This window comes from Thalassospira sp. NFXS8 (assembly GCF_040148805.1).
GTDB lineage: Bacteria > Pseudomonadota > Alphaproteobacteria > Rhodospirillales > Thalassospiraceae > Thalassospira.
In genome coordinates, this window is sequence record NZ_JAGEMF010000004.1 from 79,664 (window position 1) to 92,877 (window position 13,214).

The following is a 13,214-nucleotide window of genomic DNA, read 5'->3' on the forward strand; positions in this document are numbered from 1 at the left end:
GGGCGATGTGTGGCTGTGAATAGCACTTGTATTTTGTCGGCCTAGGCGGCAAGGCCCTTGCGTTCGTCGCTGCTAAGCCCCCCAATCACCTGATCAAGCCCCTTGCGCAGGGCATCAACCATCTGGTCGGCCTCGTTCCGGGTCAGGCACAGGGGCGGCGAAAACGCCAGGCTGTCGGCGGTGGGAAGCGGGCGGTAAATTACACCCAGTTCACCAATCGCAGCAACGCAACGTGCAGCGATTTTGTGTTTCAGATCAAACCCGGTTTTTGTGTCGCGGTCTGCCATGAGCTGGATTGCGCCGATCAGGCCGCGCCCGCGAATTTCGCCAATATGGGCGTGATCGCCCAGGGCCTGTGCCAGTGATCTATGCAAATAGGTGCCCACCTCGGCGGCATTGCCAACTAGGTTTTCGTTTTCAAGAATATCAAGGTTTGCCAGGGCGGCCGCACATCCAACCGGATGGCCGGAATAGGTAAAGCCATGGGCAAATGCACCCAGTGTCGCCGACCCGTCGCGCAAAACATTCCAGATCTCGTCGCTGATAAAGGCAGCGGAAAGCGGAAAATAGCCGCTGGTAATGCCTTTGGCGGTGGCGATCATGTCGGGGCGAATGTCATATACCCGGTGACCAAACCAGTCACCAAGGCGGCCAAACCCACAAACCACCTCGTCGCAAATAAACAGGATGTCGTGTTTCTTAAGAACCTTTTGAACCGCAGCAAAATAACCCTCGGGCGGGGTAATCACGCCGCCAGCACCCATAACCGGTTCGGCGATGAAGGCGCCGACAGTTTCCGGGCCCTCGGCGATGATCATGTCTTCAAGCTCGCACGCAAGGCGGTTGGAAAATTCCAGTTCGCTTTCGCCCGCTTTGGCCTCGCGGTAATAATGGGGCAGAGAGGTGTGTTTGACTTCCGCCAGTGGCAGGCCGAAATTGCGATGAAAGGATGCAAGGCCGGTTAAGCTGGCCGAGGCAATGGTGGTGCCGTGATAGGCCTGCTTGCGCGAAATAATTTTGCGTTTTTCCGGCTTGCCGCGCAGGCCGTTATAATACCATACGATTTTCATCAGGCTGTCATTGGCATCCGACCCGGAACTGCCAAAAAACACCTTGTTGATATGGTCGGGCATCTTCGCCACCAGCCGTTCGGCCAGATCGATTTGGGCGGGGTTGGAATGCCCGGCAAAAGTGTGGAAATAGCCCAGCTGATCGGATGCCTTTTTCATGGCATCGCCAATTTCGGGGCGACCATAACCGATATTCATGCACCAAAGCCCGCCAACGGCATCAAGCTGGCTTTTGCCATCGGTATCGGTAATGACGCATCCCTTGCCTTCGGCAATGATGCGCGGCCCTTTGGCCGCAACATCGGCAACAACGCTGGCAGGATGCAAAATATTGGCGGAATCAGCCTTTTTCAGGCGGTCGCTATCGTAAGAGGTGGGCATGGCTGGTCTCCCGGATGGGGTGGCGTTTTATTCTTCCCCGTCATAGTGCCACGCTCCGTCCGGCATTAAATTTTGAAGCCACATACCGGCACCGCAGGGGATGCGGCTAAAAAAGAGTGACACAACTTGGGCTGGTGCATATTTTATCGGCTTGAAATCTATTCGTGGGGGCTTGGAATTGATTTGTTCGCACTGCAATACAGAATCGGCAGATAACGTAAGAGTATGTATCGGATGCAAGGCTGAGGTTGTACATGGGGCAAGCCCAAGAGAAATGAAGCGTGCAGCGGCGTTGATCGCCATGTTGTCAGCTGTTGCCGTTGGTTTGTTCGCACATTTTTTTGACACCGACTATGGCTTGGAAGTCTATCTTGAGGCAGCAATCATTGGTGCAGTTTTGGGGGCAGGCCTTGCCTATTTTCATCATCGCGGCTCGACGAGATTTTTTCGTTATTATTGGCGAAAGTAATGCCGATCCGCTTTGAGCAGGTTGTATTATCGTTGAAAATCGTAAATCGGCCCCAGACTTAACAATTGGGTCAACTCATCCAGTGCCGTGCGAACCTCGGTCAGCAATTGTGGATCGCGGAAATCATCGGCGGTGAGGTGGTCGCGGTAGTGGCGGTTGACCCAGTTGGTAAGTTGGGTAAAACCGTTATCGCCCAGAAGCGTTTTAGGATTGGTGGCGGCCAGTTCGGCTTCGGTCAGCGCGACGCGCAGGCGCAGGCAGGCCGGGCCGCCGCCATTTTGCATGCTTTGGCGCAGGTCAAAGAATTTGACCTGTTTGATTGGCGTGTTGCCTTTGCCGATCAGGTCGTAAACATAATCGCGGACAGAAATGGTGTCTTCGGCTTCGGTGGGCAGAACCAGCATCATGTCGCCATTTTCGGGCAGGCGCAAAAGCTGTGAATTAAACAGGTAGCTTTTGATTACATCCTCCAGGGGAACACGATCCTGTGGGACTTCGATACTGGTGAAATCGGCGATGCCGGTTAGTTTGCGGCGGATTTCATCTAGCACTGCCGGGGTATCAACAAAGGCATCCTGATAATGAAACAGGGTATTGGCATTGCCGACCGAAATAACATCGTTATGGAAAACTCCGGCATCAATCAGGTGCGGGCTTTGCTGGGCATGGACAGTGCGATTTTCTGAAAGCCCGTGATGGCGGGCGATGGCGCTGCCTGCTTCAAAAGTTTGCCGGGCCGGGAAAAGGCCAGGCCGGGTTTGCCCGCCCTGAAAGGCATAACGGCCAAAGACGAAAAATTCGACGCCTGCCTCGCCGTAATCATCACAAAAACGGGTGTGATTGGCGGCCCCTTCGTCGCCCATCTGGCTGACCGAGGGCAGGGCCGGGTGATGGGTGAAATGTTTGGGGTCGGGGAAGGTTGCGGCAAGGGCGCGCCCGGTTACGTCATGTTCGATCGATCGATGGAACATGGCGCACAGATTGGCCGGGGTGAAATGCACCTTGCCATCGGCGGTGTCGCCGCTGGGCGATACGGTGGCGGCATTGGCCGTCCACATTGGTGATGCCGATGCACTGGCCAGCACAAAATTGGGGTTGGCTTGCCATGCCTTGGCAAGAATGTCGCCGTCCGTTCCCGTAAAGCCGAAAACATCGCGCAGGGTTTTGATATGCGGGCGTTCATGAGGCGGCAAAACGCCCTGAACAAAGCCCATATCGTGCAGGGCCTTCATTTTGGTCAGCCCCTGCAACGCGGCTGCTTTTGGGTTGGAGATGGCGGTGGCGTTGCTGGTGGAGGCAACATTACCAAAACTTAACCCGGCATAATTATGGGTCGGGCCGACCAGCCCGTCAAAATTGGCCTCGACATTGCTGGAAAAGGCATAATCGCGGGTCATGGGCGAACTCCGTTAGGCAAGTTGGCGGGGGCAACAAGAGTTTCGGTTTCAAGCGATGCCACCGGCCAGGCGCAATAATCCGCCGCGTAATAGGCCGAGGGGCGGTGATTGCCACTGTCGCCAATGCCGCCAAAGGGGGCTGCACTGGAGGCGCCGGTAAGCTGTTTGTTCCAGTTTACGATGCCCGCCCGGCTTTCGCGCAAAAAGCGCTGCCACAGCTTGGCATCATCGGATAGTAAACCAGCCGCCAGCCCAAAGCGGGTATTGTTGGCCTCGGCCATTGCAGCATCAAAATTATCAACCCGGATGATCTGTAAAAGCGGGCCAAAAAATTCGTCATCGTGGCGGTTGTTAACATTGGTAACATCAATGATAGCCGGGGTGACAAAGGGCAGGTCCATGTCGGGTCGGGTCATGGCGCGCAGGGCAATGCCGCCATTTTCGATCAGCTTATCCTGTGCAGCCATCAAGCCATCAGCCGCAGTATTTGAAATAACCGGCCCCATGAAAGGTTCGGGATTATGGCCGGGGGCGGCGACGATTAATCGGTCTGTCAGGGCCAGAATGGCCTCAAGCATGGCATCACCCGCAGCCCCCTTTGGCACAATTAGCCGTCTGGCACAGGTGCACCGTTGCCCGGCGGTGATAAAGGCGGACATGACCGTATGGTGGGCAACGGCGTCCAAATCGCTGGCATCCCAAATTACCAGCGGGTTGTTGCCGCCCAGTTCAAGAGCAAGGATTTTTTGCGGTTGATCGACAAAAGCACGAGCAAGATGGCGCCCGGTTGCCGCACTGCCGGTAAAAAACAGCCCGTCTATTTGGGCATGATTGGCAAGGGTGATGCCGGTATCGCGTTCGCCCTGGGTCAGGTTTAAAACGCCTTTGGGCAACCCGGCACTGTGCCAGAGCTTCACCGTTTCCTCGGCCACGAGCGGGGTGAGTTCGGAGGGTTTAAACACCACGCAATTGCCCGCCAAAAGGGCCGGAACGATGTGGCCGTTAGGCAAATGGCCGGGGAAATTATAAGGGCCAAACACGGCCACAACCCCGTGCGGTTTATGGCGCAAAACGGCGCGCCCGCCGCCGGGAACATCGGTGTTTTTAGTGCCGGTGCGTTCATGATAGGCGCGGATCGAAATGGCAATTTTACCCGCCATCGCGCCCGCCTCGGTTAATGCTTCCCAATGCGGTTTGCCGGTTTCCGTGCTGATGGTGCGGGCAAGCGTATCTTTATGATCGTCCAGCAATTGGGCGAAGCGTTCCAGTATGTCAATGCGTTCGGATAATGGACGGGCAGACCAGTCGCCAAGGGCGGCACGGGCGGCCCTAATTGCGTTGTCAATGTCATTGGCATCGGCGGCATTGCCACGCCAGACAGTTTCGCCGGTTGCCGGGTTAAGCGATGCAAATTCCGCCCCGCTGGCATTGGCCCATGTGCCGTTAATGTAAAGCCCGGAAGACATGGTGGACATAATGCGCCCTCCCTTATGCTGGAGCCCGACATGATCGGGCCGTTTTAGGTATGTTTTAATCGGTGACGTAGCGGATCTGATCGCCAGGTTTGATGCCAAGTTTCGCCGCTTCGTCCATGTCCAGATCAACGGTGTCGCGATTGATCGGTTGCATGTGCAGCCAGCTTGACTGAAAACCTTTCAGCGCGATGGTGCAGGCGAGGTGGCGGCTCATGGATGTGTTGCGATCCACAAGGTTGCGCACCGTTGCCAGGCGAGAATGGCGAATGGTGCGGATATCATCCAGACGCACATCAACGCACGGCCCGCCGTCAAACACATCAACCGCATTGGAAAAGCGAAAGCCTTCTTTTTTAAGCAGGTTCAGGGCCGGGCGGGTTTCGTCATGGGTTTTGCCAATTACATCCTGTGCCGCCTTGGGCAGCAGTTCGATATAGATCGGGAATTTTGGCATCAGATCGGCGATGAACTGGTTATTGCCTACGCCCGAAATATAATCGGCATCGGGGAAGGGTAACTTGAAGAAGTGCGAGCCCAGGGCCTCCCATAACGGGGATTTACCGTCCTTGTCCTGCCAGCCGCGCATTTCGGCCATGACAATTTCGGAAAAGCGCGATGCAAAACATCCCATCAGCAAATAGCGTGAGCGTGCCAGAAGCTGCCCATTGCCATCCTTGCGATATTCCGGGTCCAGATACAGCGTGCCAACCTCGGTCGCACCCTGATAATCGTTGGCAAGGTTCAAAAGGTGCGAGGTCGAGGTAACGTTAAGTTCGTGCGAATATTGGGTGATTTTCAGGATTTTATAGTTATAAAACGCCTTGGATAACCCGACTCCGGCATAGATGGCACAGGTACCCGCGACCTTGCCATTTTCGGTATCTTCCAGCACCATGAAATAGCTTTCACCACCCGGGCCGTCGACATCGCTTTCAAAGGCGATAATGGAATCGGCAATGCGGGTTTCAAGGATGCCACGATTGGCGGGCAGGGTGGTTAGCCCCTTTGACGCACCAGATGCCAAATCAACCAGCCGGTCCAGATCGGCCATTATTGCGGGGCGCACGCGCATCATGTGCTTAAATCTCCGTTTTTATAAAATTGGCGGGCAATTCACCGGCGCCGGCCTTCATTAAAATCAGGGCGGATAATTTGGCGCGCTCGATCAGGCTGTCGAGTTTCACAAATTCCTGATCGGAATGAATAAGACCGCCGCGCACACCAAGGGTATCGATATTGGGCAATCCGGCTTCGGCCAGATTATTGCCATCACAACAGCCGCCAGTTGCTTTCCAGGCAATGTCGAGATCAAGGTTGCTTCCAAGATCTCGGACCCATTCAAACAGGGCCTTGGTTTTGCCTGCCATTTCCTTGGGCGCACGGCCAAAGCGGCCATGCAGGTCGGCGGTTATGCCGTCCATAGCATTTAGCTGGTCGATAATGGCGCTCATGCCGGTTTCGGCGCTGTGGCGTTCATCATGGGTGGCGACACGAACATTAAAGCGCACAATGGCGGTATCGGGCACAATATTAACTGGCCCACCGCCATCAATTTTGCCGATGTTAAAGGTGGCGTCGCCGGTTTTGCCGTTCAGGGCATCAAGGGCGGTAACACAGTGTGCGGCGGCCACCATGGCACTGCGCCCGGCATAAAATTCGCGCCCGGCATGCGCGGCTTTGCCTTTGATGCGGATCGAAAAATTGCCCGATCCCTTGCGTGCCCCGGCAAGGGTGCCATCGGCCAGAGCGGGTTCGAATATCATGCCAAAATCGGCAGCACGTGCGCGTTCGGCCAGTATCGCGGCTGATCCTGCCGATCCGGTTTCTTCATCGGGGTTGAGGACCACATCCCAGCCAATGCCGTTGGCAAAGGGACTGCGTTCCAACGCTGCCAGCGCATTAAGGATGGTTAGAATGCCGCCTTTGGCATCGGCCACACCGGGGCCGTTTAGCGTGGTGTCATTTATCAATCGCGGGGATTGAAAGGGGCTATCGGTGCCAAATACCGTGTCATAATGAATGCACAAAAGCGCACGCACCGGGGCCTGCGGGCGTTTGGAAAAATGCAAAACCTTGCCATAGCGCACCGGCACAATATCGCCACCGGGCGACACTGCTTCGCCATCGGGGAGGTCGATGATGTTGGTTTCTGCGTCCAACTCGGCAAAGGCGGGCAGGATGGCATCGGCCATTTGTGCCAGGCCGTCGATATTGCCGGTGCCCGAATTAATGGCAGACCAGGTTTTCAGGCGATCCAGCGTCTGGATGTAACGCGGATCAAGCCAGTCCAGCCACGGCTGAAATTTTGCATGTTCGGTCATGATACCCTGTGGGACGGTTTGGCGTTTATGGGGTTTGTTGACAATAGAGTGCCAAAATCTGCCCGGCAGGTGGTGCGGGATGCGGGGTTGGAAACAGTATTACCTGCGGGTCGCGACAAGCCACTTGCGTAATTTTATTTCAAAAATTTGTCCTGTAGGAAAATAAACTTGATTTAATGCCGGGTTGCTCGCTTAATAACGTCAGTAAAGCTGACCTAAATATAGAGAGCCGCCCATGACCATCCAATGGAATGACCTGATCGTTCGTGATGCCCGCGCCCTGACCGCATCTGAAATTCGCGATTTGCTGAAGGTGGCAGAGCGCCCGGAAATTACATCCTTTGCCGGGGGCGTACCGGACCCGTCACTTTTTCCGTTGGGTGATTTTAACGGTGTTTACCGCGATTTGATGGATGATGATGTGGCGGGCCGCCGCAGCCTGCAATATTCGATCAGCGAAGGATTGCCAGCTTTGCGCCAGTGGATTGTCGATGATCTGGCATCAAGCGGGGCTGTGCGCGGTATTGATAACATCCTGATCACCTGTGGCGCGCAGCAAGGGTTGGATATGCTGTCCCGGCTGCTGCTGGAGCCGGGACGGGAAATTGTTGTTGAAAAGCCGACCTATCTGGGGGCGATGCAGGCGTTTTCCATGCGCCGTCCAACCTATGTCGGTGTGGCTATGGATGCAGATGGCCCGGTGGTTGCCGACCTTGACGCTGCCTTTGCGGCGGGCGCGCGGATTGCCTATTTAGCACCGGATTTTCAAAATCCGACCGGGCGATCCTATAGTCTGGAACGCCGTTTGGCGGTGCTAGAGGTTGCGCGCAAATACGGCGCGGTTATTCTCGAAGATGCAGCATATTCCAAGTTGTCTTATGACGGCGATGTCGCCCCGTCGTTGTTGGCGCTTGATGAAACGCATGGCGATCAGAATGCCGGTACGGTCATTCAGTTGGGGACATTTTCAAAAACGCTGGCACCGGCCCTTCGCATTGGTTGGGTTTGTGCGCCGCGTCCGGCGATTGAACGGCTGGTATTGATGAAACAGGCGGGGGATTTGCATGTTTCAACCATCAATCAGGAAGTCGCCTTGCGGGCAGCGCGCAAATTGTTCCCGGCCCATATTGACACCCTGCGCGATGCCTATCGCCATAAACGCGACACCATGCTGGCCGCGCTTGATGACTTTATGCCCGAAGGTGTGACCTATACCCGCCCGGAAGGGGGCATGTTTATCTGGCTGACCTTGCCAGAAAATATCGATAGTCGCCAGTTGCTGGAGCTGGCATTGGAGGAAGCAAAGGTTGCCTTCGTTCCCGGTCAGGCTTTTTTCTGTGATCACGGCGGGTGTAATACCGCAAGGCTTAGTTTCGCGACCGAAAAACCGGAGCGCATTCGTGCCGGGATCGAACGGTTGGCTGCGTTGATCCGGCGTGTGCATAATCAGTATTAACCTGTTTCGTACGGCGGGTTGATGTGTTTGCGGTATCGGTGTCGCAGGTGGCTTGACCGGCAGAAATATTCGGATGATGGTTAAATTCTTTCTATCCCTGCGCAATAATCAGGATGCCTTAACGTGTGAGCTTGTGGAGCAGGGCCGATATTCAAGAGCCAGTTTTGTGCTTCAACAGGGTGCAGGTGTGTAAGGAGGGGGAGTATATCCGTTTGAATATCTGCGCTAAATGCATGGCAGGGCGGCCTTTTTCGCGCTGCTGATTTAATTGACTGCGCGCAGAGCGGGTATATCGTCAAAAGATCATTTTTGGCGCCACCACGCCGTTTTGCCGAAAGCCCCACCCGATGACCCTTAACGCCAGGCTGTTTTTTGCCTCGATGTTTTCTGCCCGTTTGGGCGATCAGTTTTTGCTGTTTATTGTGCCTTTGGTCGTTTACCAGACGACCCAAAGTGTTGCCCTTTCCGGGCTGGCCTATGCGGTGGAAACCCTGCCGCGTACGCTGTGTTTTCCCTTTTGCGGTATTTTGTCGGATCGCGTTTCCCCCATTCGCCTAATTCGGATGACCCAGCTGGGCCGGGCCGTTATTGCCACGGCGGGGCTGGTTTGTTTTGCCTTTTACCCCAATCCGGTCTGGGTGGTGATGATTTCGGCCTTGTGCGGGGTGCTGGCAAGCCAGGGTTTTATGGCGCGCGAAGTGATGCTGCCGCAAATTTTTGCCACTGCCCGGTTTGACCGGGTGCAGTCTCTGGCGCAAACAGTGGATCAATGCTGCATCATTATTGGCCCGCTGGCGGCGGCTACCCTGTTTGGGTTGACCAACTGGCAGGTGGTTGTGGGCGGGGCTGTGGTTTTGTTTTTGCTGGGCGAAGCCGCAATGATGGTTTGGCGGCGGATCAATACCGTAGAGCTGATTGAACCCGAAGTCACCACAACGCCGTTTATGGCCCCGTTGCGGGTCGCGTTTCATCATGTGATGTATTTACCGGGCTTAAAGCGGCTGGTGATTTTAACCGCTGCGATCAACCTTGTTTTCGGGGCGACACTGGCAACCTCGGCGGCAATGGTAACCGGCCTGTTTGACTTGCCCGGCAATTATTATGCGCTTTTGCAAACGCTGGGGGCCTTGGCAACGGTTGCTGTGCTGTTGATTATTGCGGCAACGAATATGGGTATCGGGCGGATCGGTGCCATTGGTTATGTCATGGTTATTGTAGGAGGCATCATTACCGCGTTCAGCCCCAATTACTGGGTTTATGCGTTGGGTTTTGTGCTGATTTTAGGGTTTGACGGCATGTATGCGGTTTACATTCGTACGGCCCGCCAGCGCATTATTCCTGCCCGCGACCTTGGCAAAACCACCGGGGTGGTAATTTTGTTTAATAATCTTAGTCTGCCGCTTTCCGGGTTAATTGTGGGTTTGGCGGCAAGCCCGGCACAAACCGGCTGGGTAATTTTAGGGTTAAGCGCGTTAATGATTGTTGCCGGTTTGACCGTGACAGTTGGTATTTGGGCGCGCAAACCTGTTGCGACCGCCTGACGGGCAGGGTTTGCTGTTTTACTTTAGCCGAAATGAAAACGGGCCACCCTGAATGTTGGGTGGCCCGTTTGTTGTTTGACTTATACCAAGTTTGCGCTGATCGAAACCAATCAGTGCAGCCCTTAATCGGCGGGCGGGCTTCTCTGAAGCCCTTGCCAATCGCTCTTGGGCTGCGCGGCGCTGTCGCGCCTAACAAGTTCTCAATGAGTTTCACTTATAGAAAACTTGTATTAGTTAAGCCCCATCAGGGCGCGCAGGCCATAGGCAACGATGGTCAGTGTGCCAAGCCCGGCCAGATAAAGCCCGACAAACCATAAAAGACGTTGTGTTTTGCTGTTTTGAACCTGCGCCATGATTAATGATACCCTGCATCGTCAATTTTGCCGCGAAACACGTAATAGGCATAGGCGGTATAACCCAGAATGATTGGCAGCAAGATGGCCGCCCCCACCAGCATGAAAGACAGGCTGTTGTCTGGCGATGCCGCATCGCGAAAGCTGATAACCGGCGGCACGATATGGGGAAACAGCGTGATGCCAAAGCCCAGATAGCTAAGAAAAAACACCGAAAGTGTAATGCCAAAAACGGTCTTTTCCCGCCGTTTCACCGCATGCCATAGCCAGAACATCAACCCTACCGTCACAATCGGGATCGGGGCGAGGTAATAAATGTTCGGTGTTGAAAACCAGCGTTCGCCATAGGCCGGGTTTAAATAGGTCGTCATTAGCGAAACAACGCCAAGATTGGCCGCCATCCAGATCACCGCGGGTTTGGCAATGGCGCGTAATTTGCCTTGCAAGGGGCCGTCGCATTTCATAATCAGCCAACCTGCGCCAAGCAGGGCATAGCCGACAACAACGGCCGTGGCACAGAACACTGAAAACGGGCTGATCCAGTCAAACGCGCCGCCAATAAAATGTCCGTCCTTGATGTTAATGCCTTCGATAAAGGCGCCGAGCATCGCCCCTTGCATAGCTGCGGCAAGAATGGAGCCCGTGGCAAAGGCAACATCCCAGTGGTTGGTATGGTTGCGGCTTTTAAAGCGAAATTCAAACGCCACCCCGCGAAACACCAATGCCAGCAACATAATAATGACGGGAATGTAAAAAGCCGTCATTAGCAAGGAATAGGCTGCCGGAAAGGTTGCATAAAGACCACCGCCGCCCAGTACCAGCCATGTTTCATTGCCATCCCAGATCGGGGCGATGGAATTCATCATTTTGCCCCGGTTTTCCGATTTCCTTTCAAACGGAAACAGAATTCCGATACCCAGATCAAAGCCATCAAGCGTGACATAGGCAAAGACGGAAAAAGCAATCAGCAGGACCCAGATAAGTTGATAATCCATAATCTTTCTCCTGCCGGTTAATGTTTCGATGTGTCGATATGATCGACAACATTGGCATGATCGGCGCGATAGATTTCGTGCGGATCAATATGGGCATGGCGCGGGTCCTGGCGCATGGCGCGCAGGATATAGGCGGTGCCAACACCAAAGACGATGGTATAGGCAACAAAGAACGCGGCAAGCGACCCGGCAATGGCCACCGGCGATATGGGCGATCCGGCATCGGCGGTGCGCATGATGCCGTATATCACCCAGGGCTGTCGGCCCACTTCGGTGGTGATCCATCCCGCCAGAATGGCAATAAAGCCACTTGGCCCCATGATCAGGGCAAAACGATGCAGCCATTTGCAGTCAAACAATGTTTTGCGATAGCGCGCCCACAGGCTGCCAGCCGCGACCAGCAACATCAGGGTGCCAAGGCCGACCATGATGCGGAAGGACCAGAACAGAATGGGGGCGTTGGGCCGATCTTCGGGGGCAAATTCGTTTAATCCGCGAATTTCACCATCCAGCGTATGGGTTAAAATGATGGAGCCAAGATAGGGAATTTCAACGGCATATTTGGTTTCACCTGCCGTCATATCGGGCCAGCCAAACAGGATTAGCGGGGTGCCACCCTTGGTGGTTTCAAAATGGCCTTCCATGGCGGCGACTTTGGCGGGTTGGTGTTCAAGTGTATTAAGGCCATGCATGTCGCCCGCAATGATTTGCAAGGGGGCAAAAATTGTAATCAGCCACAGGGCCATGGAAAACATGATGCGTGCTGCATTGTTTTCGCGGTTGCGCAGCAAATGCCATGCGCCTACGCCCGCCACAACAAAGGCGGTGGTCAGATAGGCCGCCAGCACCATATGGACCAGACGATAGGGAAAACTGGGATTAAAAATAACATCAAACCAGTTTTCAACAACAATGCGCCCGGTTTCAATGGCGTAGCCTGCCGGGGTTTGCATCCAGCTGTTGGCAGATAAAATCCAGAATGCCGAAAACAGCGTGCCGATGGCGACCATGGCGGTAGCGGTAATGTGCAGTTTTGGGCCAACCTTGTTAAGGCCAAACAGCATGACGCCGAGAAAACCGGCCTCAAGGAAAAATGCGGTTAGCACTTCATAGGCCATAAGCGGGCCAATAACCGGGCCGGAAAGTTTGGAAAACGGCCCCCAGTTGGTGCCAAACTGATAGGACATAACAATGCCCGAAACCACCCCCATGCCAAAGGCCAGGGCAAAGATTTTTATCCAGAATTTATAAAGCGACAGATATGTATCATTGCCGGTGCGCAGCCACATCGCTTCAAGCACCAGAAGAAAACTGGCCAGCCCGATGGTCAGGGACGGGAAGATAATGTGAAATGCCATGGTAAAGGCAAATTGCACACGCGCCAGTATGTCAGGATCAAGCATTGCCTGGTTGTCCTTATGTTAAGCGAAGCTCCCTGTATTTGGTGCCTCTGCCTGCGCAAAGACTGTTTTGCAGCCATTGGGCTAGTGATCAGGTAAAGGCGACACCCATCTCGATGGGGTGTTCTTGGGCGCCAGCCTACGCAACCTCGGGATCTGAAGGTCATCTTTACCGGCACCGATCTTTTGGTAAAGCACTTGCTTGAATGCTGCATTGCGAACGCGCAATTTTCATTGAAATAATTACAAAAAACTACATGTACCAAAAATTACAGGAGCTTTCGCGTGGGGGAACTGGGGCGATCCGTGATAATCGTCGCGTGTAAAACTGGAGCAATTTTTTGTTTTGAAGTTGC

At 54.4% G+C, this 13,214-nt stretch carries 11 protein-coding genes; 3 read left to right on the forward strand and 8 right to left on the reverse strand.

The features are described 5' to 3' along the window. Positions 1-41: 41 nt before the first annotated feature. A complete protein-coding gene (locus J4E05_RS19315) occupies positions 42-1,451 on the reverse strand; it encodes an aminotransferase (protein ID WP_349599056.1) in 1,410 nt (469 codons plus the stop codon). A 100-nt stretch (positions 1,452-1,551) separates the two neighbouring features. Here J4E05_RS19315 and J4E05_RS19320 point away from each other — a divergent pair, with 100 nt between their 5' ends. Then, positions 1,552-1,920 carry a hypothetical protein gene (locus J4E05_RS19320; RefSeq protein ID WP_349599059.1) on the forward strand — a complete coding sequence of 123 codons (369 nt, stop codon included), beginning with the start codon at positions 1,552-1,554 and terminating at the stop codon, positions 1,918-1,920. A gap of 26 nt (positions 1,921-1,946) precedes the next feature. Here J4E05_RS19320 and astB read toward each other — a convergent pair whose 3' ends face one another. From astB to J4E05_RS19340, 4 genes are read right to left on the reverse strand one after another with little or no spacing between them, the layout of a single operon-like run. Beyond that, positions 1,947-3,317, reverse strand: coding sequence for an N-succinylarginine dihydrolase (gene astB / locus J4E05_RS19325; RefSeq protein ID WP_349599061.1), 1,371 nt, complete (start codon positions 3,315-3,317; stop codon positions 1,947-1,949). Then, entirely contained in the window at positions 3,314-4,792 is a 1,479-nt protein-coding gene (gene astD / locus J4E05_RS19330; RefSeq protein ID WP_349599064.1) for a succinylglutamate-semialdehyde dehydrogenase, read from the reverse strand. Before astD ends, astB begins: the two co-directional genes overlap by 4 nt. A 55-nt stretch (positions 4,793-4,847) precedes the next feature. Next, positions 4,848-5,867: an arginine N-succinyltransferase gene (locus tag J4E05_RS19335; protein ID WP_349599067.1), complete on the reverse strand. Its 1,020-nt coding sequence runs from the start codon at positions 5,865-5,867 to the stop codon at positions 4,848-4,850. Between the two features lie 4 nt (positions 5,868-5,871). Then, positions 5,872-7,113 carry a hydrolase gene (locus J4E05_RS19340; RefSeq protein WP_349599070.1) on the reverse strand — a complete coding sequence of 414 codons (1,242 nt, stop codon included), beginning with the start codon at positions 7,111-7,113 and terminating at the stop codon, positions 5,872-5,874. A 235-nt stretch (positions 7,114-7,348) separates the two neighbouring features. On the opposite strand from J4E05_RS19340, the gene J4E05_RS19345 reads away from it, so the two are divergent. Together J4E05_RS19345 and J4E05_RS19350 are read left to right on the forward strand one after the other, a co-directional pair. Next, complete coding sequence (locus J4E05_RS19345) at positions 7,349-8,569, forward strand: aminotransferase-like domain-containing protein (protein ID WP_349599073.1); 1,221 nt, start codon at positions 7,349-7,351, stop codon at positions 8,567-8,569. A gap of 347 nt (positions 8,570-8,916) precedes the next feature. Then, entirely contained in the window at positions 8,917-10,110 is a 1,194-nt protein-coding gene (locus tag J4E05_RS19350) for an MFS transporter (protein WP_349599076.1), read from the forward strand. A gap of 230 nt (positions 10,111-10,340) precedes the next feature. On the opposite strand, the gene J4E05_RS19355 is transcribed toward J4E05_RS19350, so the two are convergent. Genes J4E05_RS19355 through J4E05_RS19365 form a run of 3 tightly spaced genes read right to left on the reverse strand, consistent with a single transcriptional unit; the run spans position 10,341 to position 12,861 of the window. Further along, on the reverse strand, positions 10,341-10,463 hold the full coding sequence (locus J4E05_RS19355; RefSeq protein ID WP_085589074.1) for a DUF2474 family protein: 123 nt from the start codon (positions 10,461-10,463) through the stop codon (positions 10,341-10,343). A 2-nt stretch (positions 10,464-10,465) separates the two neighbouring features. Beyond that, on the reverse strand, positions 10,466-11,458 hold the full coding sequence (gene cydB, locus J4E05_RS19360; protein WP_085589073.1) for a cytochrome d ubiquinol oxidase subunit II: 993 nt from the start codon (positions 11,456-11,458) through the stop codon (positions 10,466-10,468). 17 nt (positions 11,459-11,475) lie between these two features. Further along, positions 11,476-12,861 carry a cytochrome ubiquinol oxidase subunit I gene (locus J4E05_RS19365; protein WP_349599079.1) on the reverse strand — a complete coding sequence of 462 codons (1,386 nt, stop codon included), beginning with the start codon at positions 12,859-12,861 and terminating at the stop codon, positions 11,476-11,478. Positions 12,862-13,214: the final 353 nt, after the last annotated feature.